Origin of the sequence: Allobosea sp. FBZP-16, assembly GCF_002831785.1 — a bacterium.
Classification (GTDB): Bacteria; Pseudomonadota; Alphaproteobacteria; order Rhizobiales; family Beijerinckiaceae; genus Allobosea; species Allobosea lupini.
In genome coordinates, this window is the sequence record NZ_LNCQ01000029.1 from 138087 (window position 1) to 162434 (window position 24348).

Below are 24348 nucleotides of genomic sequence, written 5' to 3' on the forward strand. Positions count from 1 at the left end.
TTCGCGACGAGCCAGATGGCATCGGCTCGCTGGCTCGTGATTGCGCCTCATGCCGATGACGAAACGCTCAGCTGTGCTGCACTGATTGCGCATGCGGCCTCCCGCGGAGCGCTCGCGCGTGTGGTCATCCTCACGGATGGCGTCGGCTCGCATCCCCATGACGGCTCCGCGTCACGTGCCCGCCTCATTGCGGCCCGTCGCCACGAGGCGGCACGGGCTATGCGGATACTGACTGGCCGGGGCCATCCGCCTCCAATGTTCCTGGAATGGCCGGATGCCCAACCATACGCGCCCGCCGAGCCCCGCTTCGAACGTTCAAGGCGAAGGCTGGCAGCCTTGTGCCGCGAAAGCCGCGTGGATGCGATCGCGGTGACGGCGATGCACGAGCCCCATTGCGACCACGAGGCGGCCTATCGGCTCGCATGCTCCGTCGCCGTAAGCGCTATCCGCCCGATCACGGTCTTCGAATACGTGGTCTGGGCCTCCGAGCCGCCAGGCCAAGGCTATCGCACGTGGCGGACCCAAGCGATGCCGCTCGGTCTGCGCAACGCGGCGCTCGCCGCCCATCGCAGTCAGATCACGCCGCAGTTCGGCGAGGGTTTCCGGCTTTCGCCAGCGAAGCAGCGGATGCCCGCGGCCGATCTGCTCTATGAAAGGATCGGTCCCGATGCGCGCGGCTAAAAGCCTGCCACCGGAGTATTTCGAACGGATGTTCGCCGGCACGCCCGATCCGTGGGAGTTTGAGACGAGCCCATACGAGAAGGCGAAGTACGAGCGCACCTTGGATGCGTTGGGTGAACGCAGGTTTCGCCGAGCGCTGGAGATCGGTTGCGCAAACGGTGTCCTGACGGAGCGCCTAGCGGGTCATTGCGAGGAGTTGCTGGCGATAGACGTCAGCGAAACGGCGCTCGGCGCCGCACGGGCCCGGTGCGCGGGATACAATAACGTCCAGCTTACGCGCCTAAGCTTTCCCGGAGAAGCGCCAATTGGCGCCTCCTTCGACCTGATCGTCCTTTCGGAGGTCGCCTATTATTGGGACGAGACCGACCTTTCGCTCGCCGGCCGCAAACTGCTCGATCTGCTTGCACCGGCCGGCGATCTGCTGCTTGTCCACTGGACCGGCGAGACGGACTATCCCCAGAGCGGCGATGACGCTGTCGAGTCCCTGCAGGGCGCTCTGGGGTCATGGGTCGAGACAGTCCTGCACGAGCGGCGGACGATGTACCGGCTCGACCTTTGGCGCAGGCGGCCATCGTGATCAGCGTCCTCACCATCGTAAAGAACCGTGAGGCGCACCTGCGCAACCTCGTGGAGGGCCTGCGACGCAGCACCGTCCCACCACTCGAACTGGTCATCGTGGACATGAGCGACGAGCCCGTGGAACGTCCGGTCGCGGATTTCCCTGTCCGGGTCATCCGACATGCCACCCACGGCTTACCCCTGGCGCAGGCCCGCAACCTCGCCGCTGCTCAGGCTACTTCGCCGTCCCTGCTCTTCCTCGATGTCGACTGCATTCCAGGCAGCGACCTGATCTCGGCGATGGCGGACGCGGTCAATTTTCAGGATGGCTTGATCTGCGCCGAGATCCAGTACCTTCCCGAAGGCGCCGCGAATGACGGACGATGGTGCGAAGCCACGCTGCGGGCAGTAGGGATGCCCCATCCCGCACGGCGATTTCCCGCTGCCGGCTTGGTGGCCGAACCCAACAGCGGCTTGTTCTGGTCCCTCGCTTTCGGAATATCGGCCGAGGCTTTCGACAGAATTTCTGGCTTCGACGAAGATTTCACCGGCTATGGCGCCGAGGATACCGATTTTGTCTTTCGAGCCCGCGAGGTTGGCTTGGATCTATATTTTCTCGGCGGTACGTGCGCCTACCATCAACACCATGACGTCTTCGATCCGCCGCTTCAGCATTTCGACGACATCGTCCGCAACGCTCGCATTTTCCACGCGAGATGGGGTTTCTGGCCAATGGTCGGATGGCTGGATGCGTTTGCGGAGAGCGGCTTTGTCAGTCGCGAGGGAAGCACCCTCACTGTGAACCGTTTTCCGACCGCGAGCGAGATTCGCGCAGCCAAGCAGCCTCCAAGCCATCCATTCTAATACAGCCGTCAAAGACGCCTCCGCGCGGCACTGAGATCGTCGCGAGCCGCACAGGAGCCATCAGGCCGGCAATTTCAGAATGCGCGATGCAATTTTCTCTGCAAGTGCGGCCTCATGCGTCACCATCAGCAGGCCCAGGCCACGCTCGCGGACCGCTTCGATCAGGATTGCGAACACCTCCTTCTGGGTGACCGGATCCAGCCGCGAGGTGGCTTCGTCGGCGAAGAGGAAGACCGGGTCGAGCAGGAGCGCCCGCAGGATCGCGAAGCGCTGGAGTTCGCCGCCGGATACCTCGCCCGGGCGCCGATCGAGGAGCTCCTGACCCAGGCCGAAGCGCCGCATGCTGGCCTCGGCCTGCGCCCAAGCGAGGCAGTGCAGCCTCAGCAGGTCGCCGCAGCTTTGCCGCAGTGTCTGATGCGGGGTGAAGGCTGCTGGCGGGTCCTGGTAAAGCTTCTGGAAGCGGGTCGCCGCAATGCCAGGTGAGCGCTGAACTTCGCCGCTGTCGGGTTTGACGAGGCCGAGGAGAATGTTGCCGATCGTCGTCTTGCCGCAGCCGCTGGGCCCCACGATCGCGACGATCTCGCCGCGCCGGACCGCGATGTCGAAGCCGTCGAACAGCACCCTCTCTCCGAAGCGCTTCGACAGCCCGGTCGCGGAGACGATCGGCTCGCCGGCTGTCGGCAGGGTGAGCGCTGGCCAGCGCGTCGGGTTCGCCGCAATTAGCGCGCGGGCGTATTCATGCTGGGGGTTATCCAGGACCTCGTCAGCCGGGCCGAACTCGATGAGTGATCCGTCGAGCATGACGCCGATCATGCCGCCGAGGGCGGCCGCGACCTCGATGTCATGTGTGATGGTCAGCAGCAGGCGGCCTTGATCCACCTCTTCGCGCAACCTGTCGACGACACCGTCGCGCAGCGCGGCGTCGAGGCCCTTGGTCGGCTCGTCGGCGATCAGGAGGGAGGCGCCGGCCGCATGCGTCACGGCGATCGCTACGCGCTGGCACATGCCGCCCGAGAGCTCATGTGGATAGGCCTTTGTCCTGTCGCCGAGCCCGACCTCGGCCAGGTCGTCACGCGTGCTCTTGCCGGCTTCCGCTGGACCGAGGCCGTGCAAGTAGCGATGGATCTCGCCGACCTGACCTTCGATCCGCATGGTCGGATCAAGCGCGAGCCAGGGCTCCTGCGGCAGGATCGCGATCGTCCGCCCCCAGCGCGCTCGCGTTTGTGTCGGGCTTCCGGCGAGAAGATCCTCGTCGTCCAGCTTGACGATGCCTCGCGCCGAAAGACCGCTCGGCAGACTGCCCATGATGGCATGCGCGACCAGCGATTTTCCGGAGCCGCTGGCGCCGAGCAAGGTGACGGGCCGGCCGTGCGAGAGCGTGAAGGCGACGTCGCGAACGATGGTCGTGTTGCCCGCGCGGATCTCGAGGCCGGAGACCGTCAGCGACTGGAAGCGGACCGGAGCGTTCATCCCAGATCGCTCCGCGTCGCGAGTTGGAGCCCGAGCACGAGCAGGAAGATGAGGATGCCGGGCATCAGCACATGCAGCGGCGCCTCGGCATAATAGGGCAGCAACTCCACGATCATCGCGCCGAGCTCCGGCGTCGGCGGGCGCAGGCCCACGCTGATCGCGCTGAGCGTCGAGATTGCGATGATCGCCGTCGACATGGCGAAGGCGGCGAGCGTGATCAGGATCGGCCGGATCTCGGGTAGGACAAGGCTGCGCAGGATATAGCCGGTGCCGAAGCCGAGCAGCCGCGCCGCTTCGACATGCGTCTGCTTCAGCACGCCGGCAGCCGTGACCCGGGTCACGCGGTAGAACTCGATCCAGAGCGTAAGCGCGAGACCGAGATAGAGCGGCCCGAAGGTGCCGGGCGCGAAGGCGAGCAGGATCAGCACCAGGAGCAGCCCCGGCAGCGCGAGCAGCACGGTCGAGACCAGTTCGAGCAGCCGTTCGAGCCAGCCGCCGCGCCAGGCGGCGAGCAGCCCGAGCAGGATGCCGGGTACGGCCGCCGTCGCGACGGTGAGCAGCGCCATGCCGAAGGAGAGGCGTGCCCCATGGCTGAGCCGCGCGAGCATGCTGCGACCATAATGATCGGCGCCGAGCCAATGGTCGGAGCCGGGCGATGCGAGACTCGCCGCGAAATCCTGTTCGGTCGGATCGACGGAGACGAGCAGCGGCCCAAGCAGCGCGAACAGCGCCAGCAGGCCGAGCAGAACGAGCCCGGTCGTCCGGGCCGGCGTCAACCAGGCGCGCTTCGTCGTTGGAATGAGGGTGGCGTCGGCGATGCTCATGTGCGTTTCGGCCTGGGATCGAGCCAGTGGCAGGCGAGATCGACTGCCATTGTGATAACGACGAAGAGCAGGCCCATGGCGAGCGCGGTGCCCTGTATCATCGGCACGTCACGCGCGATCACGGCGTGAACCAGGGCGTGGCCGATTCCGGGGATGCCGAACAGCGTCTCGACGACGACGACGCCTTCGATCAGGTAGATCGCCTGCAACGCGAGATAGGAGACAACGGGAATGGCGGCGTTGCGCAGCACATGCCGGCGCACGACCACCGGCTCCGGCAGTCCCTTCAGCCGCGCGAAGGCGAAATAGGGCGTGCGCACCACCGCCGCGACGGCGTCGCGGGCGACACGGCTGGAGACCGCCGCGAGGCCGAGCGCCAGCGTGAACGCCGGCAGCGCCAGATCGCGCCACGTGCCGTAGCCCGCCGGCGGGAACAGGCCGAGCAGCATGGCGAACACCAGGATCAGCACCAGGCCGAGCACGAAGGGTGGCAGCGATCGCAGGACGATCGCTCCGCCGAGCGAAGCGTTGTCGACCCAGCCGCCGCGCCTCAGCCCGGCGAGCAGCCCGATCGGCGGACCGAGCAGCAGCGACAGCATGAGCGCCGATCCCGAGAGCCAGAGGGTGGCGCCGAGCTGGATACGCAACTCCTTCGTGATCGACAGACCGGTGACGACGGAGTGGCCGAGATCGAGCCGCGCCAACTGCCCGAGCGATGCGCCGAGCTGGACGAGGAGCGGCTGGTCGAGGCCGAGTTCGCGCCGGACCGCCTCGGCCGCTGCCGTGATGTTGGCGTCGGGCCCATAGCGCCCGGCTGCGATGCGCATGGCAGGATCGCCCGGCAGGGCCCGCACCAGCACGAAGCAGAGGATGCCGACGACGAGCAACACCAGCCCGGCTTGGAGCAGCCGGGCAAGAACGAGGCGCTTCATGCCTATTGGACCCAGCGGACCGAGGCGAGCCCGTAGTTCACTTCGAGCGGGTCGATGCGCAGGCCGGTGACGCGCTTGTTGGCGACGATGGCAAGCTCCGACCAGGTGACCGGGATGCTCGGCAGCTCGCTCTGGAGGATCGCGATCGCCCGCTTCTGCATCGGCGCGCGTGCGGCGGGGTCGCTGGTCTGCGCCATTGTCTCGACCAGCGCGTTGAGTTCGTCATTGGACCAGCCGGTCGCCCCCCAGTCGCTGCCCCCGGACTTGTAGTCGTCGCGGAGCGTGCCAATGGCGTCGGGCACGATCGAATACAGGCGCGAGACGAGCCCCATTTCCAGCGTGCCATCCTTATGGCGCGCCGGGATCTCGGAGCTGTTGCCGACCGAGACCTTGGCGTCAATGCCGACTTGCTTGAGCTGCGCCTGGATCGCGGTGGCGATGGGCGGAAGCTCGGGCCAGCTGGCATAGGTCAGCAGCGTGAAGGAGAACGGCCTGCCGTCCTTCTGCAGGATGCCGTCGGCGCCGGGCGTCCATCCGGCTTCGGCGAGGAGTGCCTTGGCGGCGGCCAGATCGCGCTTCAGCGGAGGAAGCTCCGGGTCGTTCCAACCGGCCAACGCATTGGGGAAGAGCTGGGTCGCCGCGAGATCGGCGTTGCGCAGGATGACGCGCGTCGTCCCCTCGCGGTCGAGTGCGGCGCTGATCGCACGCCTGACCCTGACATCGCTGAACAGCGGCGAGGCGACGTTGACCTTGAGCGAGCGCGTGCGCGGGATCGTGGCGATGCGGACATCAAGATTCTGGTTGCGCTTGAGGCGCTCGACCGAAACCGGCAGCATCGAGAAGACGAGATCGGCCTCGCCGCTTTCTGCCATCAGGGCGCGGATCTCGCCCTGGCCAACCGCCTGATAGTCGATCTCGGCGATGCCCGGCTTCATGCCAGTCCATTCCGCAGCCGCTTCCAGCTGCATGTTGAGCGGCGGCGTCAGGCTCTTCACGCGATACGGACCCGAGCCGACGATGCGCTCGACCTTGCCCGACGCCCCCACGGAGGACGGCGCGAGGATGATGGTGGTGAAGTTGACGAGATAGGCCGGCAGCGCGGCGAAGGGTTTCGAGAGGCGGAGGACCACGTCCTGGCCGTCGGCCTCGACGCCTGCAACCGGAACCTGGCTGAACACGCCGGCGCCGCCATGAACCTTGCGCAAGGTCTCGGCTGCGATTGCGGCAGTCACCGCGCTTCCGTCATGGAAGCGGGCGCCGTCGCGCAGCCGGAAACGCCAGGTCAATCCATCCTCGCTCGTTGACCAGAAGGTCGCGAGGCCGGCGATCAGGTTACCAGCGGAATCGACCGAGACGAGCGTTTCTGCCACCTGCATGCGACTGAAAACAAAGCCGGACTGCGCCGGGTCGATGCCGGCGATCTCCCAGGGGCCCACGACCTTCAGTGGCTTCGCCGTAGCGACGCCCATCATGGCTAGCACCGCGACGGCGATCGAAACCAGCTTCACCGGCACAACTCCGCTACATGAAATGTTATAGTGTTACGCAGTTAGCTGCGCGGAGACCGCCGTGCAAGATCAAATCGGCAGGCGCTCGGAAAATTCATCCGCCGCCGGCAATCACGGTAATCCCCTTCCATCTTCATGAGGCGCGATGTCGGCGTGAAATGCGCGGCTGCATTCACAAAGGCGAAGCGTTACCTATGACCGCCTTCGCTCGATCAGTCGGTGTGGCAGGACGCGCTGGCGGTCGGCCCCCTCTCGATCGTCCGTGATGAGTTCGGCGACCGCCCGGCCGAAGGTGCCATAGGGGATGAGAACTGAGGACAACCAGGGAGCGACCCAGTCGTTGAGCGGATTGTCGTCGAAACCGTAGATGGGCAGGGAAGCCGAATGGGGGCTCTCCTCGATGAAGCGGTGCGCGCCAAAGGCGATCAGGTCGCCGGTGCAGATCAGCGCGTCGTGCTCGGCGCCACCGCGCTCCAACAGGTTGGCAGCAGCATAACCAAGCGCCAGATGCTCCTTCTCCGCCGGTCCGAGAACCAGTGAGGGCGGAATCGGATAACCCGCCGCGGCGAAACTCGCGATAACCGCTTCCACCCGCGCCCGCGTCGCCGATGAGGCAAGCGGTGCGTGGATCAGTGCCGGTCGTCTGATACCCTGCGCCAACGCATGCGCGGCGACGTCACGACCCGCCTGCGCATTGTCGATGCCGACGAAGTCGCAATTTGGCTCGCCGGGGTCACGGCGATTGACGAAGATGAGGGGCGTTGGGCCACCCCGCACCAGGTCAAGCATCGGACTCGCAACTGCTCCTAGGAAAACGATGGCGCGAGCCTGCTGCGCCCGCATCTCGCGCAGGTATTCGTCCTGCAGCATGGGATCGTCATGCGTGTCGCAGAGAACCATGACCAGCCCCTGCTCGCGCAGCGCCACTTCGGTCGAGGCGGCGATCGCCGCCATGGTCGGGTTGGCGAGGTTGGCCGCCAGCACGGCAACCAGCCGGCTTTGCCTCTGCCGCAGTGATTTGCCGGCACTCGAAGGGCGATAGTCGAGTTCGGCCACGGCCTGCCTGACCCTGGCGACCGTCTCGGCAGAGGCCTTGTTCGCGATGCCGTTCAGGACCCGGGAGACGGTCGCGATCGAGACACCGGCCCGCTCGGCCACATTTGCGATCGATGCCTGCTGGGCATCGGCCGGCTTGAGCGCCGTGCGCCGCATCGTCATCGCCGTCATTCGGTCCAGGGCCACAAAAACACTTGCGCTTTTATAGCGAGAGGTCATAGGGTACAGCAAGGGTAAACGTTTACCCTCAACAAGACAGCACAGCAGAAGAGCGCAGCCAAATAGCGTTCACGGGAGGAAGCGATGAGGTTCTTGAAACGGATTGCCGCCGCCGCGGGTATCGTGATGGCGGGTGCGCTGCCCTCGGCCGCGCAGACGCTGACCGTCTGGCACGATCTCGGCGACAACGGCCTGAAATGGTTCGAGGCGATGTCCGCCGAATTCGCCAAGCAGCGGCCGGGCGTGACGGTGAAGTCGCTCAGCTACCCGACCGACCAGTGGTTCGGCCGCGTCATCAGCGCGCTGAACACCGATTCGGCGCCGGACCTGATCTACAACAATTACGAGCGCGTCATTCGCATCCAGGATCAGACCGGCAAGGTCTCGGACCTCAAGCCGGTGCTTGGCAAGGTCACCGACAAGGCCTTCCTCACCGAGGACGATCTCAAGGTCGCGACCTACAAGGACCGGCAGATCATCATCCCGATCCAGCGCGTGCAGATGGGCTTCGGCGTGCGCAAGAGCTGGCTCGACAAGGTCGGCGAGACCTTCCCCGAGACCTGGGAGGATGCCAAGCGCGTCGCGGTCAAGTTCCGCGACAACGACCCCGACGGTAACGGCAAGGCCGACACCTTCGGCTTTGCGCTCGAGGCGGCCAAGCCGCGCGACCTCATCCACATCCTCGATCTCTTCAGCTTCGGCACCGGCCTGCGCCACACGCTGATCGACCCCGCAGGCAACATCACCATCGACGAGCCGCGCCATGCGGCGGTGCTCGAGGAGTTCCTCAAGACCTATACGAGCTACAAGTTCGTCGCGCCGGACACGATCAACCACTCCTTCACCGAGATGTACCAGGTGATCGAGGGCGGCCGCGGCGGCATGTTCCGCGTCGGCGACTGGAATGTGAAGAAGTGGGACGGCGAGAAGGTCCTCAACGGCGACTTCATCGTCGGCAAATGGCCGAAATTCGCAGCCGGCGAGACCAACTACGTCGTCATCGGCGGCATGCGCGGCATCGCCATCCCCGAGAACGCGCCCAACAAGGCGCTGGCGCAGGAGTTCGCGCAGTTCATGCTGACCAAGGCGGCCCAGCAGGCCTCGCTCGACAATGTCGGCGCCGCCGTGCGTGCCGATCTCGACGTCGCCGCACTGTCGCCTCGCTCGCAATACTTCGCCAAGGCCGAGGCGCCGCTCATCGCCTATGATTTCCCCGAGGCGGTGCATTCCTTCTATCCGGAGCTGGAGGCGGCCTTCCACAAGAAGCTGCTTTCCGGCATCGCCAAGCCGCCGGCGGACTGGAAGCCGTTCATCGCCGAGACGGCCAAGGAAATGCGCGAGCTCGCGGCGAAGCTGAAGGCCAAATAGCCTCAGCCGACCTCGCGATTGCGGGCCGCTTCGCGCGGCCCGCGGCCGAACCTCCTTCCGAAGGGCAGACAAGCATGACCACGACCCTTGAAACGGTCTGGCATAACCGGATCTTCTATCTCTTCGTCCTGCCCTTTGCGGTGCTCACGATCCTGTTCGGCGTCTGGCCGATCGTGCTGTCGATCATGGTGTCGTTCACCGCATCGGCGACGGCGCTGCGGCCGAACCCGACCTATGTCGGCTTCGCCAATTACGCCGCGATCTTCGCCGATCCGGCTTTCCTGGCCTCGCTGCTGCGCACCTTCCTCTATACGGCTGTGGCGGTCGCGGCGAATGTCGGCTTCGCCTTCGGCATGGCGGTCCTGATCGATTCACCGCTCCTGAAACGCGGTGGCCTGCTCCTGCGCCTGGCGCTGTTCCTGCCGGTGGTGACGCCGGACGTCGCCGGCTACGTCGTCTGGCGCTGGCTCTACGACCGCTCCTTCGGCGCGATCAACGCGCTGCTCGACGCCATCGGCCTGCCGGCCTTCGCCGGGCTGACTACCGGCCCGACGGCGATGATCTCCCTCCTGATCGCCGAGCTCTGGCACCATGCCGGCTTCTACATGCTGATCTTCCACGCCAACCTCGCCATCCGCGACCGGGCGCTCGAGGAGGCCGCGCATGTCGACGGCGCCACGGCCTGGCAGCGCTGGCGCTACGTGATCCTGCCGCAGCTCAAGCCCGCCTTCATCATCAACACCGTCTATGCGCTGATCCAGTTCCTGAAGACCTTCACCGTCGTCGTGGTGATGACCAAGGGCGGGCCGAACGAGGCGACCAACTTCGTCTCCTACTACGCCTATCAGCTCTTCGATCAGGGCCGCTATGGCGAGGCGACGGCGATGGCGAGCGTCCTCTTCCTGATCGTGATCGGTATCTCGCTGACGATCTATCGCCTGGGTGACAGGGAGGCCGCGCGATGAGTGCCGACGTGCAGATGGCGCGGGTCAGCCGGCCGCTCCAGATCGTCGCCTACGTCTTCGCCGGACTGGTCGGCCTGGCTTTCCTCTACCCCTACTGGTGGATGCTGGTCAGCGCCTTCCGCTCGACGCGGGCGATCATGGACGATCCGCTGCGGCTGTTGCCCGAGACGCTGGACTTCTCGATCTTCACGGAGATCGCCAGCCTCGGCGGCGTCTCGCTGGTGCGCTACATCGCCAATTCGCTGGCGATCACCACGGCGTCTACGGTGCTGAGCGTCGTCGTCACCGCGCTCGGCGCCTATGCGCTGACGCGCAAGCCGCAGCTGCCGGGGTTCACCGCGCTGCGCTACGGCTTCCTCGTCACGATCATGTACCCCTACATGCTGCTGGTGATCCCGGTCTATCTGGTGATGTTCAAGCTCGGCCTGCTCGGCTCCTATGCCGGCATCGTGCTTTTCCTGGCGCTCGGCCCGATCCAGTTCTTCCTGTTCGAGCAGTTCTTCCGGAAGATTCCGGGCGAGGTGATCGAGGCCGCGATTATCGACGGCGCCAACGAGGCGCAGATCCTGTTCCGCATCGTCCTGCCGATGGCGTCCTCGATCACGGCGACGGTCGCGCTGATCACCTTCCTGCTCAACTGGGCCCAGTGGTTCCCGGTGCTGGTGATCTCGAAGACGCCCGACACCTACACGCTCCCGGTGGCGCTCCTGTCGATGAACACCGAGCTGGGGGCCAATTTCCAGGGAATCATGGCGCTCGCCGTGATCACCACCCTGCCGGTGGCCGGGCTGTTCCTGCTCGCCCAGAAGCGGGTGATGGCGGGCATGGCGAGCGGGGCAGTCAAGGGATGAGCCTGATGTACGATGCGATATCGCAGACCAGCCGCACGGGCGCGATCGAGGCCGCGAGGCGGCGCTCGCTCGACTGGTTCGCCACGATGCAGGTGCCGGGTGCGCCGCGCGGCGTCATGCGCATTTCGGCCGCGCAGGATCCCGCGGACTGGCCGGGCGTCAGCCTCTACGGCACCTATAACGGCATCATGTGCCTCGACCTGATCGGCGGGCTCGGCGGCTATTCCGAGGCCGAGAGGGCCGCGCTCGTCGCCTGGCTCGAAGGGCACCGCCGCCTCGACGGCATCGTCCGCGTGCCCGGCATGACCGGCGAAGCCGTGTTCAAGAAGCCCGATCGGGACGAGACCTGGCGCTATATCGACTTCCACGTCACCAACTACACGCTCGGCGCCATCGATGCCCTGGAACCGGGCCGGCGGCCGAACCTGGCTTTCGCCAAGCCCTTCCTCGATCCGCTGAAACTCAAGGCCTGGCTGGCCGATCGCGACCTCAACGACCCCTGGCAGGAGGGCAACAACATCGTCAACCTGGCGGGCTTCTTCCTGCTCCTGCGGCGGGACGGGGATGCCGCGATGCGGGCACGCGTCGATGCCGCGCTCGAGATTCTCTATGGCTGGCACGACCGCAACCGCGAGCCCAGCACCGGCTTCTGGGGCGTCGGCCAGCTCTCCGACCCGACGCGCCTGCTGCACGCCTTCGCCGGCTCGATGCACAATTTCCATATCTGGTATCACGAAGGCCGCATCCCTGCCGCCTTCGACCGCTCGGTGGACTACGTGCTCTCGCTGCCGCCGCGCGTCGATTCCGCCTGCATCGACGTCGACGCGGTCGATGTCCTCGTCCACGGCCTCGCCTTGCTCGACCATCGCCGTGACGAGAGCCGCCAATGGCTCTCCACCCTGCTCGACGCGCTGCTTGCCGACCAGAACGCCGATGGCGGCTTCTGCGATGTCCGCACCGGCATCCGCCGGCAGGATGGCTGGGTCAAGGGCTATGAGGAGCCGCAAGGGATTTCCAACGGCTTCGCGACCTGGTTCCGCTGGATCGCGATCGCGATGATCGCCGATGTGCTGTTCCCCGGCCGCTGGGACTGGCGCTTCCGCCGGACGATCGGCATCGGCTACCGGCTCGGAGCGCGATGATGGCGGCCGACGATCCTTTCCATCATCTCCATGACGAGGACTACGCCCGGCCCTATCTCGCCGGGCTCGCCGGCGCCGCGACCTATGTGCCGGTCAACGGCCGGCCGGTGCTGTCGCTGGCCGGCGACTGGCGATTGACGCTCGACCTCTTCGACGAGGGCCTGCGGCAAAAATGGTTCGCGCTCGACGAGACGCCGCCGTCGCAATGGTCGCAGCCGCGCGATTACGAGATCGAGGCGGGGGAGCTTGTGCCCGTTCCGTCGTGCTGGAACCTGCTGAAGCCGGAATGGACCTATTTCGAGGGCGCCGCCTGGTACACGCGCCATCTCGACTGGCAAAGCGGCCACGCCGGCGAGCGGGCGATCCTCAATATCGGAGCGGCGAATTATGCGGCGCTCGTGTTCGTCAACGGCATCCATGTCGGTGGCCATCGCGGCGGCTCGACGCCGTTCAGCCTCGATGTGACCGATGCCTTGCGGAATGGCCGCAATCGCCTGCAGGTCATGGTCGAGAACCGGCGCTCCCCAGTCCGCGTGCCGATGCAGCATATCGACTGGTTCAACTATGGCGGGCTTTACCGCGAGATCTCGCTGATGCGCCTGCCGGCGGTGTTCATCCGCGAGGCACGCGCCGCGTTGCTGCCCGGTGGGCGACAGATTCGGTTCTCGATCGCGCTATCCGAGACGGTCGACGTGACCGCCAGGGTCGACATCCCCGAGCTCGGCCTGTCGCTCTCCATTGCCATCAAGGATGGCGAAGGCGAGGCGACGACGCCGTTCGCGGGACAAGCCTGGTCTCCAGAAGCGCCGCGGCTCTACGATGCCGTGTTTTCCTGCGGCGAGGATCGCATCACCGAGCGCCTCGGCTTTCGCACGATCGAGGCCCGTGGCACCGACATCCTGCTCAATGGCGAGAAGATCTGGCTCAAGGGCGTCTGCGTCCATGAGGACGATCTGGTGCTCGGCAAGGTCTCGACGGAAGACGATGTCCGCCGCCGTTTCCGCCACGTCAAGGAACTCGGCGGCAACTTCCTGCGCTTGTCTCACTATCCACACCATGAGCACGTCGCGCGGATCGCCGACGAGATGGGCCTGCTGCTCTGGGCCGAGATCCCGGTCTACTGGGCGATCGCCTTCGACAACCCCGATACCTATGCCGATGCCGAGAACCAGTTGCGCGAGCTGATCGCCCGCGACATCAACCGGGCCAGCGTCATCCTCTGGGGGGTCGGCAACGAGAATGCCGACACCGATGCGCGCCTGTCCTTCATGGCGCGGCTCGCGCAGGTTGCCAGGAAGGCGGACCCGACCCGGCTGATCGGCGCCGCCTGCCTGATCAACCGCGAGACTTTCGCCATCGAGGATCGGCTTGCCGAGCATCTCGACGTGATTGGTCTCAACGAATATTTCGGGTGGTACGAACCGGATTTCTCCGGGCTCGACCGCCTGCTCGCCAATTCGGCCCCCGGCAAGCCGGTGATCGTTTCAGAAACCGGCGCCGATGCCTTGCCCGGTCACCGGGGCGCCGGCCGTGTCCTCTTCACGGAGGACTGGCAGGCCGAGTTCTATCGCCAGCAGGTGCGAAGGCTGGCAGCGACACCTTACGTCGCCGGGATCGCCGCCTGGCTTCTCTACGATTTCCGGACCGAGCGCCGCCAGACCGGCTTTCAGAAGGGCTTCAATCGGAAAGGCCTGATCGCCGAGGACAAGACGACCCGAAAGCTGGCATTCGCAGTGCTCACGGAGCTCTTTGCCGAATGGTGAGCCGGACCAGCACCGCAAGGCACCAACAGTAGAGGGTTGCCTGTCCTCGGAATCGAGGCCATTGCATCTGACGCTGCCGGACCCTCAGCCTCCAAAAAAGCCGATGGCGCTTGGCGTAGGGGAGACCTGGATGGTCAGGGACGATCCGCCACTTATCGTGACGTTGCGTCTGGATCAGCAGAGCTTTGTGCGATTCAATTCCGAGCGCGAGCGTCACTTTCCGCCGAGCCGCAACCTCGTTCCGGCACATTTGACGATGTTTCATCATCTGCCCGGCGATCACAGCAGTGAAATCGCTGGGCAATTGGCATCGGTGGCAGGCCGAACCGGCCCGCTGAAGCTATCGATTCCTTCGCTTCGGTTCCTGGGCAACGGCGTGGCCTACAATGTCAGCGGCAGCGAGCTGATCGACGTTAGGGAGATGATCGCGCGACGCTGGTCTGCTCATCTGACACCACAAGATGCGCAGCCTTTCCGCCCGCATGTGACGATCCAGAACAAGGTGCCGGCCGATGCCGCCAAAGCGCTTTACCGACGGTTGTCGGAGGCGTTCAAACCATTCGACGTGACTGGGACAGCCCTGCAACTCTGGCGCTATCGTGGAGGTCCGTGGGAAGCAGCCGGTGAATTCGGGTTCGAGGGATGACGCCGTCGTGACAGATCGTGTGGGAAGGATCCGCCCGTGCCAGATGCAGCGGTGATCATCGGTGCCTCTGGCGGGATCGGCGGCGCGCTCGCCGAGGCCATCGCCGCGTCGGGCCGGTATTCGATGGTCCACGGGATCTCCCGCACGTCCTGCGCGCCTCACGAGGTCATCCGTTTTCACACCGCGGACATCACCGACGAGGCCAGCATCGAACGGATCGCGGGATCGATCGGGTCGGCAGGACCGGTCAGCCTCGTCATCGTTGCGAGCGGCCTTCTCCACGACACCGACATCCATCCCGAGAAGGCGCTGAAGATGATCGACCCGGCCGCGATGGCGCGACTCTTCGCGGTCAACGCCATCGGACCCGCCGTCGTCGCCAAGCATTTCATTCCGCTGCTGCCGCGACAGGGCCGATCGATCTTTGCCGTCTTGTCGGCGCGCGTGGGATCGATCGAAGACAACCGGCTCGGCGGCTGGTACGCCTACCGCGCCTCAAAGGCAGCGCTCAATCAGGTGATCCGGACGCTCGCGATGGAGCTGAAGCGGACGCGTCCCGAGGCCATGGCGCTGTCGCTGCACCCCGGCACGGTCACGACGCGCCTGTCGAAGCCCTTCCGGAGCAACGAGGCCCATGCCGGGCTGTTCGCGCCCGAGGATGCCGCGGCGAACCTGCTCAACGTACTGGAGAACGCGACCAGCGAGCAATCCGGCGCATTGCTGGCCTGGGATGGCGCGCGAATTCCATATTGATGTCTGGTTGCGGGGATGCCGCCTTCAGCCGAACAGGTCACCCTGTGTCGCGACATGCATCTTCGTGCCAGGCTCTGCCAAGCCTTCGAGGAAAGCACGCGCCTCGCTGCGAATCGTCTCGCGGTGGGACGAGTCCATGCGATCGAGCGTGCGGTAGGGCATCGCCATTCTGGGCAGCTGTTCCAGCTTTTGGCGGTTCCTCATCAGGAAATCCCAGTACAGCAGGTTGAACGGGCAGGCGCCCTTGCCGGTCTTGAGCTGCGGGCTGTAGACGCAGCGGCCGCAGTAATCGGACATCCGATCGATATAGGCGCCAGAGGCGGCGTAGGGCTTGGAGGCCAGCATGCCGCCATCCGCGAAGGCGACCATGCCGTGCACATTCGGCAGCTCGACCCAGTCATAGGCATCTGCATAGACGATGAGGTACCACTCCTCGATCTCGGCCGGCCTGATGCCGGCGAGCAGCGCGAAATTGCCCGTCACCATCAGCCGCTGGATATGATGGGCATAGGCGTGGCGCCGCGTGTCCATGATCGCGCGGGCCAGGCAGTTCATCTCGGTTTCGCCAGACCAGTAGAACCATGGCAAAGGCCGCTCCGCCTCAAGCGCGTTGGTCTCGGCATAGGCCGGCATCTCCAGCCAATAGACGCCGCGCACATATTCGCGCCAGCCGAGGATCTGCCGGATGAAGCCTTCAGCAGCATTCAGTGGCGCATCGCCTCTCCGATAGGCCTGCTCGGCCGCGACGCAGACCTCTCGCGCCGTCAACAGGCCGAGGTTGAGAGAAGGCGAGAGAAGCGCGTGGAAAAGACGCGGATCGTCTTCTGCCATGGCGTCCTGATAGTCGCCGAAGCGCGGCAGCGCCTGCGCAATGAACCAGTCGAGCGCGTTCACAGCATCCCTGCGCGTGACCGGCCAATCGAATGCGTCCAGATCGCCGAAATGATCCGCGAAACGCGACGCTACCAGGTCAAGCACGCGGCTCGTGATCGCGTCACGCTCGAACACCGGCCGTGGCGGCGAGCGCATCCCCTTCGGCAACCGCTTCCGGTTCTCGGCATCAAAATTCCAGCGTCCTCCAGCGGGCTCGTCTCCATCCATCAGAATGCCGGTCCGGCGGCGCATCTCGCGATAGAAGAACTCCATCCGATAGCTGCGCCGATCGCCAGCCCAGTGCCGAAATTCAGCGCGAGAACAGAGAAAGCGGTCATCGTCGCGGATCTCGACGGGGACACCGGTCAGCGCCGGCCATTCATCCATCATGCGGCGCACGCGCCATTCGCCCGGCTCGGTGACGACGATCCTGTCGGGCCGATGCCTCGCTACGGCTCGGACGAGTTCGGTGCCAAACGCACCCGTATTCCCTGTCGCGTCGAGCTCGACATAGTCGACGGTGATCCCCTCGGCTCGCAGTTCCGCCGCGAAATGCCGCATGGCTGACAGGACGAGCGCGATCTTCTGCTTGTGGTGACGGACATAGGTCGTCTCGTCGGCGACCTCGACCATCAGAACGACGTCGCCAGGCGCCAGGCCATTCAGCGCGGACAGATCGCGGGTGAGCTGATCGCCCAGGACGAAAACAAGAGTCAATCCGTGACTCGACGGTCCCGCCGTGCCGCTTCGCGGCAGCGGTCCGAGCATGTCGCGATCGTCTCCCAAACACGCTCCCATTTTTTGCGCCATGCGAACGGCCGACCACAGGACACGCAGATCTTCGTCGGCAGATCGGCCTTCCGTCGCATCTTCGGCATTCGCAATTTCGCTTCCATCGTCGCGCACGGACGAAATCAGGTTCTCAGCGCGCGCCGTGAGCGCATCTTCCCTGTGTCACCTGCGCGGGGGTGACGCCGTAAGACGGTCGAGAACATCTCGCGTCAATCCGAAAACGCGTTCTCGCAACTCCGGCCTGCGCCACAACATGTAGCCTGCTGCACCCGCAAGAATAAGCCTGATCATGTCGTCGCCTCTCTAGTTCACTCGGCCTCAAACGGCGGCGGCCTCCTTAGGTTCCCGCATGAGCGAAGCCCATACTGACTGGACCGACGTGGCCGGAGCCAGAAGTCGCGAACGCGGCCGGCGGCGCTGCGAAGCCCGGAAGCAGCAGCCAGCCGAGCATTTCGCCAGCACGCTGGCAGCGCTCCGCGGTCGCTCGGAAGCATGACGAAATCCAGTCTCGCGGTCGAGCCAGTTGCCCGGTGTTGCGCTCATCGCGAAGCCCTTTGCCATGACACAGTTCTTCGACACCATCGTGATCATCCTGGACATGGTGCATGCCGGAGCATCCTATCCCGTGCTGCAAGGGGCGGTTCCGATCCACCCGACCGTCTCGGAATTGATCCCGACCGTTCCAGGAGACTTGAAGCCTGTCCCTTAGTCGGCTGACGGGTCGCAGTTCGGGCGTGCCGTGTGCGAGGCCCGCGCGCGGGGAACAGCGATGGGGCTGCAAGCGGCCCTGAGCTATCGTGAGAGTTTCAGGGCTCACATGCCGCGCTTGCCCGCTATCGGCTCTTCAGCCGATGAGGACATCCAGAACAGCGCTCAAATCCGCTGGGTCAAGACGGCTTGTTCGATCCAAGCCCGGCCGTCTCGATCGATCGCCGTCGATATCCTGCGAAATGGGGCCGCCCGATTGGCTGAGCATTGGCACGTCTTGCAGGACTAGGCGGCCATAGCCAATTCGGTCAGCGGACTGCCCATGGTCGACAATCGCTGCTCCGGCAGACTGGGCTGAAGGAAGAGGAAATGGATCCGAGGATCGTAAAAATTCCCGGCCCCGACCATCCGATCACGATCTCGCCCAGCCACAGCCGCATCGTCGTGAGCGTTGGCGGCCGGGTTGTCGCCGACAGCGTCAACGCCCTGATACTTCAAGAGGCTGCATATCCGGCAGTCCACTATATTCCACGCGCCGATGTCGACATGACAGCGCTCACCCGATCGGAAACCCATTCGTACTGCCCCTATAAGGGTGAGGCGTCGTATTTCAGCATCCCGAATGGGGGAGGACGCTCGGTTGACGCCGTTTGGACGTACGAGACGCCTTACGATGCCGTGGACGCGATAAAAGCCTATGTCGCCTTCTATCCGGATCGTGTCGATGCGATCGAGCAACGCCCGATCTGAAGCCGAACTGGTCAGTGGTTGCTGGGAGCTCGGTCGCTGCTGACATCGACTGACTGCCCGAAAGCTGACGATCACTCACCGTTGCAACCCGGAGCGGTTTGGTGCGTTGACGCACTCGACCATGTCCCTCCTCACGAGATCGCTCGGGCGAAATACCATGGCTGATCAAATCTTGAAGCGTGACGAGGCGACGCTCGCCCAGAGCACGGCGTTAGAGAAATATTCGAGCTTGCATGATTGGCGCTGCCAGGTCGCCGATCTCTATGCCGCTGTGCGGGCCATGCCCGGTCGCGACGGCTGGATGTACTGGCGAAGCGCTCGCGACAGGCTCTTCCGGGAACATCTGCAATCTCCGCTTGCCTCCGCGCGCCGCGCGCAATTTCGCGGGATTGATTATTTTCCCTACGATCCAGCCATGCGATTCAAGGTTGGCTTGGGCGCCGCCATCGATCGGGAGATCATCAGGCTCGAAGCCGGTAAAGATGGTCTGATGACACTTGTCCCCTTTGCCATCACCCAGGGGCTCGATTCCGCGCTGGGCAAGGAACTGACGCTCTACTGGATCGAAGGCTATGGCGGCGGCGTCTTCCTGCCCTTTGGCGACTCGACGAATGGTCAGGAGAGTTTTGCTGGCGGGCGCTATCTGCTCGACACGATCAAGAGCGCGGATCTCGGCAGCAGTGACGACGGCGAGCTGATCCTCGATTTCAACTTCGCCTATTATCCCTCCTGCGCCTACTCAGAAGCATGGGTCTGTCCGCTTGCACCGACGGAAAACAGGCTGCCGGTGCCGATCCGGGGCGGTGAGCGCAACGCCATACCCTAAAAGCACTGCATTCCATCTCAGCACAACGCGCGGGCTATGGCGCTTCACTGATCTTTGTGTGGTCGGCTCCTTGCATCGGCGCCCCTACTTGCTAGCCTTTCTCATCGGACCTCGAGGAGCCCCATCCATGCGCCTTATCAGAACGGTCTTCGCAGCTGCCGCGATGTTGGCGGCCAGTCTTTCCTCCGCCTCGGCCCAGACCATCAAGATCGGCTCCAAGAACTTCACCGAGCAGTTCGTGGTGGCGGAACTCTATGCCGCCGCGCTGGAACAGGCCGGCTTCAAGGTTGAGCGCAAAATCAATCTCGGCGGTACGCTCGTTGCGCATGAGGCGCTGAAGAGCGGCGCGATCGATCTCTATCCGGAATACACCGGCACCGGCCTCAACGCCGTCATGAAGGCGCAAGGTGTCACCGAGACCGATCCCGAAAAGGTCCGCGGCATGGTCAAGGCCTTCTATGAGAAGGAGTTCAACCTGACTTGGCTGAAGGCATCCAACATCAATAACGGCTATGCGATCGTGGTCAGGCCCGAGACCGCCAAAGAATTCAACCTCAAGACCCTGAGCGATCTCGGCAAGGCCTCGTCCAAGCTCCGGCTCGGCGCCGGCACCGAGTTCGTCGATCGCCGCGACGGCATCGCCGGCTTGAAAGAGGTCTACGGCGCGCAATTCGCCGAGTTCAAGCAGTTTGCAGCCTTGAGACTGCGTTACGAAGCCCTGAACCAGAAGCAGATCGAGGTCGCCAACGGCTTCTCGACCGACTGGCAGATCGCGGCCGAGAAGTTCGTCGCGCTCGACGACGATAAATCGTTGTTCCCGCCCTATTACCTGTGCCCGGTCGTGCGCCCCGAAATAGCCAACGACGCCAAGATCGTCGCGATCCTGGAGAAGGTTGGCGCTGCGCTCGACAACCCGACCATGCAGGAGCTCAACCGTCAGGTCGAGGTCGACAAGAAGGAGCCGCGTACCGTCGCGGTGAACTTCCTTAAGGCGAAGGGTCTCTGAGCTGAACGTCGCGACCGCGCCGGTGCGGGCAGCGAAGATACCTGACGGGAACGTCGTCCTGGGCCAAGGCGCAGTCGGGATCGAGGCCATTGTCGCCATTGCACGGGACATGACGCCGGCTCGGCTGCACGGGTCGGTCCGCCCGCGACTGGAAGCGGCGCGGGCGGTGGTCATGCGCGCTCTCGCACGCGGCGACACCGTCTATGGCCTGACCACCGGGCTCGGCGCGGCCGTCGACACCCGACTTGCCGACGAGGCGATCCTGGCCTTCCAGGGGCGCGCGATTCAGGCGCGGGCGGTCGGCGTCGGCGATATCATGACGACGGAGGAGGTTCGGGCAATGCTGGCGGCGAGACTCGCTGCGATCTGCCATGGCACCTCAGGGATTTCGCCCGATTTGGCCGAGGCTATCGCCGCTATGCTCAACGCCGGCGTTCATCCGGTCGTGCGACGGATCGGCTCGCTCGGCGAGGCCGACCTGTCGCCGCTGGCGCAGGCATTCCTGCCGCTCGTCGGTGCCGGCGAGGCGCAGATCGGGGGCCGCACGATGCCCGGCGGCGACGCGCTGGCCGCAGCTGGCATCGCCCTGCCGGCACTCGGCCCTAAGGACGGTCTTGCTCTCCTCAATGCCAACGCCCAGAGCATCGGCCTGGCAGCGCTGGCGGTCGCCGACATGCAGCGAGCCCTCGATTCCGCTTTGCTCGCAGGCGCCCTGTCGCTTGAAGCCTTTCGTGCCAATCTCTCACCGCTTGATGCCGAGCTCGATCGGTTGCGCGGAACGTCGGGCCATGCCGAAGGCGTCAGGCAACTGACGGCCGTGCTCGCCGGCAGTGATCTCTGGGCGCCTGGCGCGGCTCGGCGGGTGCAGGATCCACTGTCGTTCCGCTGCCTCGCTCCGGTCGCGGGTCACGCCGCCCGCGCCAGTTCCGCCGTGCGGCTGGCCGTCGAGGCGGAGCTGGCGAGCGCACCTGACAGCCCGATGGTTTTGATCGAGCGCGATGCGATGCTCTCCAGCGTCAATTTTGACACCACAGAGCTGGCGCTGACGCTCGAAGCCGCGGGCCTCGCCATGTCGCATGTGGCAGCGATCTCGGCGGCGCGGATCGTGAAGCTGATGTCGCCGGCGGCCAGCGACCTGCCTCGCTTCCTCACCCGACATGGCGGGTCGCATTCCGGTTTTGCGACGAGCCAGAAGACGGCCTCCGCGCTGGAAGCCGAAATCCGGCATCTCGCCTTGCCGCTGGGGGCACTGACGCTGCCGGTTGCCGACGGCGTCGAGGATTATGCGCCGATGACGCCGCGTATCGTCGAGAAGACGCATGCCATCGCCAGGCGCCTGACGCGATTGGCTGCGATCGAATTGGTCGTGGCGGCAGAAGCCGTCGACCTGCGCGGCCCGATCAGGCTAGGGAGCGGCACCGGTGCCGTGCATGCGTTTGTGCGCAGTCTCGTTCCGCGCCTCGGCGACGATCGGCCGATGGGCCGTGAATACGAGGCGCTGGCGCGCGCGATCGAGGCTGGCGATCTCATGCCGACAGACATCGCGGCCGGCAGCGGTGTCGCCCCGTGACCTGGGCGATCGAGAACTACGACCGGTTGCTGCTGGCGCTGTGGGAGCACATCCAGCTCGTCGGCGTCGGCCTGCTGATCGCGCTTGTGATCGGCGTGCCGCTCGGTGTGCTTTCGGCAAGGCGCCCGCGCTTTGCGCTCGTCGTGCTACTGGTTTCGGGGGCGCTCTACACTGTGCCGGCTCTGGCGATCTTCGCTCTCCTGATCCCCTATCTCGGCCTTGGCTTCTGGCCGGCGATTGTCGCGCTCGTCGCCTATGCGCTGCTGATCATTATCCGCAACGTGGCGACCGGCTTGCGCGAAATCTCTCCGGATATCCTCGATGCCGCCAACGGCATGGGTTATGGCAGCTGGCGCCGGCTGTTCGCCATCGAGCTGCCGCTGGCGCTGCCGGTGATCATCGCTGGCGTCCGCATCGCGGTGGTCACGCAAGTCTCGGTCGCGACGGTGGCCGCGTTCATCAATGCGGGCGGGCTCGGCGATATCATTTTCCAAGGCATCACCCAGGATTTCGGCGAGAAGGTCGTGGTTGGCGCGGTGGTGACCTCGGCGCTCGCCATCTTCTGCGACGAGAGCTTGCGCCGGGTCGAGAACTGGATGCGCGCGAACCAGGCGGAGCACGCCTGATGGCCGGATGGATCGCCGCCAATCCCCAGATCTTCGTCGTGGCGTTGCAGAACCATCTCTGGCTCAGCGGCATCGCGCTGGTGGCCGTTCTGCTGATCGCGCTGCCGCTGGGCCTCGTCCTGACTCGTCAACGGGGCCTCGCCAATGCGGCCATCGCGATCGTCAACATTCTGCGAACGGTGCCCTCGCTGGCTCTGCTCGTGATCATGCTGCCGCTGCTCGGCACGGGCTTCCTGCCCTCCGTGGTGGCGTTGACGCTCTATGGCCTGCCGGCGCTGCTGCTCAATACCTATACCGGCCTTACCCAGGTCGACGCCGACATCGTCGAAGCTGCGCGCGGCCAGGGCTTTTCCGATCGCCAGGTGATGATGAAAATCGAAATCCCTCTGGCGCTGCCGGTGATCTTCGCTGGCATCCGCACGGCTGCCGTACAGATCGTTTCGGCCGCGACTCTCGCGGCCTTCATCGGAGGTGGAGGGCTAGGCGAGCTCATCACGGCCGGCATGGCGAATTTCAACTTCCCGCAGCTCGTCGCGGGGGCGGTCGCGGTCGCGGCCCTGGCGCTCGTCGTCGAGGTCGGTTTTGCCGCGGTCGAGCGACTTCTGACACGGCAACTGCGGATGGGTGCAGCATGACGATCCGCCTGGAAGCCGTGACCAAGGTCTTTTCCGGCGTCGCACGCCCGGCCGTCGATGCGCTCGACCTGACGATCGAGAAAGGGCAGGTCTGCGTGCTGATCGGGCCATCGGGCTGCGGCAAGACCACGACGATGCGCATGGTCAACCGGCTGATCGAGCCGACATCGGGACGCATCTTCGTCGGTGAGAGGGATGTGACCAAGGCCGATCCGGTCGAGCTGCGCCGCCACATCGGTTACGTCATCCAGCAGATCGGCTTATTCCCCCACATGACGATCGCGCAGAACGTCGCGACAGTGCCGAAGCTGCTTGGCTGGGATGTCGCGCGGATCAAGGCCCGCAGCGAAGAGATGCTTGATCTGGTCGGGCTGGATCCAAAACTCTATCTTTCACGCTATCCACGCCATCTCTCGGGCGGACAGCGCCAGCGCATCGGGGTGGCCCGCGCACTCGCAGCCGACCCGCCGGTGATGCTGATGGACGAGCCCTTCGGCGCAGTCGATCCGATCGTGCGGGGGCGGCTGCAGGAGGAATTCCTCAGCATCCTGAAGCGGCTGAGCAAAACCGTCATCCTGGTGACGCACGACATCGACGAGGCGATCCATATGGGCGACGTCGTCGCGATCATGCGCGACGGCAAGCTCGTGCAATACGATACGCCCGACGGAATACTCGCCGCACCCGCCAACGAATTCGTCGCCGATTTCGTGGGCGCCGACCGGGCACTGCGTCGGCTCTCGTTGGTGCGGGCGGCGGATGCCGTCGAGCCCGGTGGCGCGAGCGATGGCTTCAGCCTGCCCGGAAGCCTTTCCATGCGTTCCGTCCTGTCGGCCCTGCTCGCCGAAGGCCGCGAAGCCGCGACCATCCTGAGTGAGGATGGTCAGCCGCTCGGCCGGATCACGCTGGCAGCGATCAGGGCCAGAGGCGCCGGGACTGCCGTCTCCTGATGGTCACCAAGA

General features: G+C 65.1%; 25 protein-coding genes. 18 read left to right on the forward strand and 7 right to left on the reverse strand.

Annotated features, from left to right (window positions below; all coding sequences use genetic code 11):
• Positions 1-15: 15 nt before the first annotated feature.
• From CXY91_RS15370 to CXY91_RS15380, 3 genes are read left to right on the forward strand one after another with little or no spacing between them, the layout of a single operon-like run.
• Complete coding sequence (locus CXY91_RS15370; protein WP_100962204.1) at positions 16-681, forward strand: PIG-L deacetylase family protein; 666 nt, start codon at positions 16-18, stop codon at positions 679-681.
• Entirely contained in the window at positions 668-1258 is a 591-nt protein-coding gene (locus CXY91_RS15375; RefSeq protein ID WP_100962205.1) for a class I SAM-dependent DNA methyltransferase, read from the forward strand. The genes CXY91_RS15370 and CXY91_RS15375 overlap by 14 nt, the downstream gene beginning before the upstream one ends.
• A complete protein-coding gene (locus CXY91_RS15380) occupies positions 1255-2103 on the forward strand; it encodes a glycosyltransferase family 2 protein (RefSeq protein WP_349236595.1) in 849 nt (282 codons plus the stop codon). Before CXY91_RS15375 ends, CXY91_RS15380 begins: the two co-directional genes overlap by 4 nt.
• 60 nt (positions 2104-2163) lie before the next feature.
• Here CXY91_RS15380 and CXY91_RS15385 read toward each other — a convergent pair whose 3' ends face one another.
• The 5 genes from CXY91_RS15385 to CXY91_RS15405 form a co-directional block, all read right to left on the reverse strand.
• On the reverse strand, positions 2164-3573 hold the full coding sequence (locus CXY91_RS15385; protein WP_100962207.1) for an ABC transporter ATP-binding protein: 1410 nt from the start codon (positions 3571-3573) through the stop codon (positions 2164-2166).
• Positions 3570-4397 (reverse strand): ABC transporter permease, encoded by an 828-nt coding sequence (locus CXY91_RS15390; protein WP_100962208.1) that lies wholly within the window; start codon positions 4395-4397, stop codon positions 3570-3572. Before CXY91_RS15390 ends, CXY91_RS15385 begins: the two co-directional genes overlap by 4 nt.
• Positions 4394-5329 carry an ABC transporter permease gene (locus CXY91_RS15395; RefSeq protein ID WP_100962209.1) on the reverse strand — a complete coding sequence of 312 codons (936 nt, stop codon included), beginning with the start codon at positions 5327-5329 and terminating at the stop codon, positions 4394-4396. The genes CXY91_RS15390 and CXY91_RS15395 overlap by 4 nt, the downstream gene beginning before the upstream one ends.
• A 2-nt stretch (positions 5330-5331) precedes the next feature.
• Positions 5332-6837 (reverse strand): ABC transporter substrate-binding protein, encoded by a 1506-nt coding sequence (locus tag CXY91_RS15400; protein ID WP_248307505.1) that lies wholly within the window; start codon positions 6835-6837, stop codon positions 5332-5334.
• A gap of 192 nt (positions 6838-7029) precedes the next feature.
• Positions 7030-8112 carry a LacI family DNA-binding transcriptional regulator gene (locus CXY91_RS15405; RefSeq protein WP_100962210.1) on the reverse strand — a complete coding sequence of 361 codons (1083 nt, stop codon included), beginning with the start codon at positions 8110-8112 and terminating at the stop codon, positions 7030-7032.
• 84 nt (positions 8113-8196) lie between these two features.
• Between CXY91_RS15405 and CXY91_RS15410 the strand changes: the two genes are divergently transcribed.
• The 7 genes from CXY91_RS15410 (at position 8197) to CXY91_RS15440 (ending at position 15600) form a co-directional block, all read left to right on the forward strand.
• The gene (locus CXY91_RS15410; protein ID WP_100962211.1) at positions 8197-9480 is read left to right on the forward strand and encodes an ABC transporter substrate-binding protein; all 1284 of its coding nucleotides are present in this window, start codon (positions 8197-8199) and stop codon (positions 9478-9480) included.
• A 74-nt stretch (positions 9481-9554) separates the two neighbouring features.
• Positions 9555-10445 (forward strand): carbohydrate ABC transporter permease, encoded by an 891-nt coding sequence (locus CXY91_RS15415; RefSeq protein WP_100962212.1) that lies wholly within the window; start codon positions 9555-9557, stop codon positions 10443-10445.
• Positions 10442-11296 carry a carbohydrate ABC transporter permease gene (locus tag CXY91_RS15420; protein WP_100962213.1) on the forward strand — a complete coding sequence of 285 codons (855 nt, stop codon included), beginning with the start codon at positions 10442-10444 and terminating at the stop codon, positions 11294-11296. The genes CXY91_RS15415 and CXY91_RS15420 overlap by 4 nt, the downstream gene beginning before the upstream one ends.
• Positions 11297-11301: 5 nt before the next feature.
• Positions 11302-12438: a hypothetical protein gene (locus CXY91_RS15425; protein ID WP_100962214.1), complete on the forward strand. Its 1137-nt coding sequence runs from the start codon at positions 11302-11304 to the stop codon at positions 12436-12438.
• Positions 12438-14201 (forward strand): glycoside hydrolase family 2 protein, encoded by a 1764-nt coding sequence (locus tag CXY91_RS15430; RefSeq protein ID WP_199777458.1) that lies wholly within the window; start codon positions 12438-12440, stop codon positions 14199-14201. Before CXY91_RS15425 ends, CXY91_RS15430 begins: the two co-directional genes overlap by 1 nt.
• Positions 14202-14331: 130 nt before the next feature.
• Positions 14332-14847: a 2'-5' RNA ligase family protein gene (locus CXY91_RS15435; RefSeq protein ID WP_100962216.1), complete on the forward strand. Its 516-nt coding sequence runs from the start codon at positions 14332-14334 to the stop codon at positions 14845-14847.
• 51 nt (positions 14848-14898) lie between these two features.
• Complete coding sequence (locus CXY91_RS15440) at positions 14899-15600, forward strand: SDR family NAD(P)-dependent oxidoreductase (RefSeq protein ID WP_349236596.1); 702 nt, start codon at positions 14899-14901, stop codon at positions 15598-15600.
• Positions 15601-15624: 24 nt separating this feature from the next.
• Here the strand turns inward: CXY91_RS15440 and CXY91_RS15445 are convergent, their stop codons facing one another.
• Positions 15625-17241 (reverse strand): cryptochrome/photolyase family protein, encoded by a 1617-nt coding sequence (locus CXY91_RS15445; RefSeq protein ID WP_100962217.1) that lies wholly within the window; start codon positions 17239-17241, stop codon positions 15625-15627.
• Positions 17187-17351 carry a DUF2256 domain-containing protein gene (locus tag CXY91_RS31245; RefSeq protein WP_199777459.1) on the reverse strand — a complete coding sequence of 55 codons (165 nt, stop codon included), beginning with the start codon at positions 17349-17351 and terminating at the stop codon, positions 17187-17189. Before CXY91_RS31245 ends, CXY91_RS15445 begins: the two co-directional genes overlap by 55 nt.
• Before the next feature lie 473 nt (positions 17352-17824).
• Here CXY91_RS31245 and CXY91_RS15455 point away from each other — a divergent pair, with 473 nt between their 5' ends.
• The 8 genes from CXY91_RS15455 (at position 17825) to CXY91_RS15495 (ending at position 24336) form a co-directional block, all read left to right on the forward strand.
• Positions 17825-17974, forward strand: coding sequence for a hypothetical protein (locus tag CXY91_RS15455; RefSeq protein ID WP_158673431.1), 150 nt, complete (start codon positions 17825-17827; stop codon positions 17972-17974).
• A gap of 368 nt (positions 17975-18342) precedes the next feature.
• Positions 18343-18723, forward strand: a complete 381-nt coding sequence (locus CXY91_RS15465; protein WP_100962220.1) for a DUF427 domain-containing protein — start codon at positions 18343-18345, stop codon at positions 18721-18723.
• A gap of 157 nt (positions 18724-18880) precedes the next feature.
• Positions 18881-19549 (forward strand): DUF1684 domain-containing protein, encoded by a 669-nt coding sequence (locus CXY91_RS15470; protein ID WP_100962221.1) that lies wholly within the window; start codon positions 18881-18883, stop codon positions 19547-19549.
• Positions 19550-19676: 127 nt separating this feature from the next.
• Positions 19677-20555, forward strand: coding sequence for a glycine betaine ABC transporter substrate-binding protein (locus CXY91_RS15475; RefSeq protein WP_100962222.1), 879 nt, complete (start codon positions 19677-19679; stop codon positions 20553-20555).
• Positions 20556-20577: 22 nt separating this feature from the next.
• On the forward strand, positions 20578-22125 hold the full coding sequence (locus CXY91_RS15480; protein WP_282569383.1) for an HAL/PAL/TAL family ammonia-lyase: 1548 nt from the start codon (positions 20578-20580) through the stop codon (positions 22123-22125).
• Complete coding sequence (locus CXY91_RS15485) at positions 22122-22751, forward strand: ABC transporter permease (RefSeq protein WP_100962224.1); 630 nt, start codon at positions 22122-22124, stop codon at positions 22749-22751. The genes CXY91_RS15480 and CXY91_RS15485 overlap by 4 nt, the downstream gene beginning before the upstream one ends.
• On the forward strand, positions 22751-23386 hold the full coding sequence (locus CXY91_RS15490) for an ABC transporter permease (RefSeq protein ID WP_100962225.1): 636 nt from the start codon (positions 22751-22753) through the stop codon (positions 23384-23386). Before CXY91_RS15485 ends, CXY91_RS15490 begins: the two co-directional genes overlap by 1 nt.
• On the forward strand, positions 23383-24336 hold the full coding sequence (locus CXY91_RS15495) for an ABC transporter ATP-binding protein (protein WP_100962226.1): 954 nt from the start codon (positions 23383-23385) through the stop codon (positions 24334-24336). The genes CXY91_RS15490 and CXY91_RS15495 overlap by 4 nt, the downstream gene beginning before the upstream one ends.
• Positions 24337-24348: the final 12 nt, after the last annotated feature.

Coding starts and splice junctions, on each gene's coding strand:
- CXY91_RS15455 (WP_158673431.1), top strand. CDS start 17,825: ATGACACAGTTCTTCGACACCATCGTGATCATCCTGGACATGGTGCAT.
- CXY91_RS15445 (WP_100962217.1), bottom strand. CDS start 17,241: ATGCTCGGACCGCTGCCGCGAAGCGGCACGGCGGGACCGTCGAGTCAC.
- CXY91_RS15375 (WP_100962205.1), top strand. CDS start 668: ATGCGCGCGGCTAAAAGCCTGCCACCGGAGTATTTCGAACGGATGTTC.
- CXY91_RS31245 (WP_199777459.1), bottom strand. CDS start 17,351: ATGCCGAAGATGCGACGGAAGGCCGATCTGCCGACGAAGATCTGCGTG.
- CXY91_RS15420 (WP_100962213.1), top strand. CDS start 10,442: ATGAGTGCCGACGTGCAGATGGCGCGGGTCAGCCGGCCGCTCCAGATC.
- CXY91_RS15475 (WP_100962222.1), top strand. CDS start 19,677: ATGCGCCTTATCAGAACGGTCTTCGCAGCTGCCGCGATGTTGGCGGCC.
- CXY91_RS15405 (WP_100962210.1), bottom strand. CDS start 8,112: ATGACCTCTCGCTATAAAAGCGCAAGTGTTTTTGTGGCCCTGGACCGA.
- CXY91_RS15470 (WP_100962221.1), top strand. CDS start 18,881: ATGGCTGATCAAATCTTGAAGCGTGACGAGGCGACGCTCGCCCAGAGC.
- CXY91_RS15465 (WP_100962220.1), top strand. CDS start 18,343: ATGGATCCGAGGATCGTAAAAATTCCCGGCCCCGACCATCCGATCACG.
- CXY91_RS15425 (WP_100962214.1), top strand. CDS start 11,302: ATGTACGATGCGATATCGCAGACCAGCCGCACGGGCGCGATCGAGGCC.
- CXY91_RS15490 (WP_100962225.1), top strand. CDS start 22,751: ATGGCCGGATGGATCGCCGCCAATCCCCAGATCTTCGTCGTGGCGTTG.
- CXY91_RS15495 (WP_100962226.1), top strand. CDS start 23,383: ATGACGATCCGCCTGGAAGCCGTGACCAAGGTCTTTTCCGGCGTCGCA.
- CXY91_RS15435 (WP_100962216.1), top strand. CDS start 14,332: ATGGTCAGGGACGATCCGCCACTTATCGTGACGTTGCGTCTGGATCAG.
- CXY91_RS15415 (WP_100962212.1), top strand. CDS start 9,555: ATGACCACGACCCTTGAAACGGTCTGGCATAACCGGATCTTCTATCTC.
- CXY91_RS15430 (WP_199777458.1), top strand. CDS start 12,438: ATGGCGGCCGACGATCCTTTCCATCATCTCCATGACGAGGACTACGCC.
- CXY91_RS15395 (WP_100962209.1), bottom strand. CDS start 5,329: ATGAAGCGCCTCGTTCTTGCCCGGCTGCTCCAAGCCGGGCTGGTGTTG.
- CXY91_RS15390 (WP_100962208.1), bottom strand. CDS start 4,397: ATGAGCATCGCCGACGCCACCCTCATTCCAACGACGAAGCGCGCCTGG.
- CXY91_RS15370 (WP_100962204.1), top strand. CDS start 16: ATGGCATCGGCTCGCTGGCTCGTGATTGCGCCTCATGCCGATGACGAA.
- CXY91_RS15410 (WP_100962211.1), top strand. CDS start 8,197: ATGAGGTTCTTGAAACGGATTGCCGCCGCCGCGGGTATCGTGATGGCG.
- CXY91_RS15385 (WP_100962207.1), bottom strand. CDS start 3,573: ATGAACGCTCCGGTCCGCTTCCAGTCGCTGACGGTCTCCGGCCTCGAG.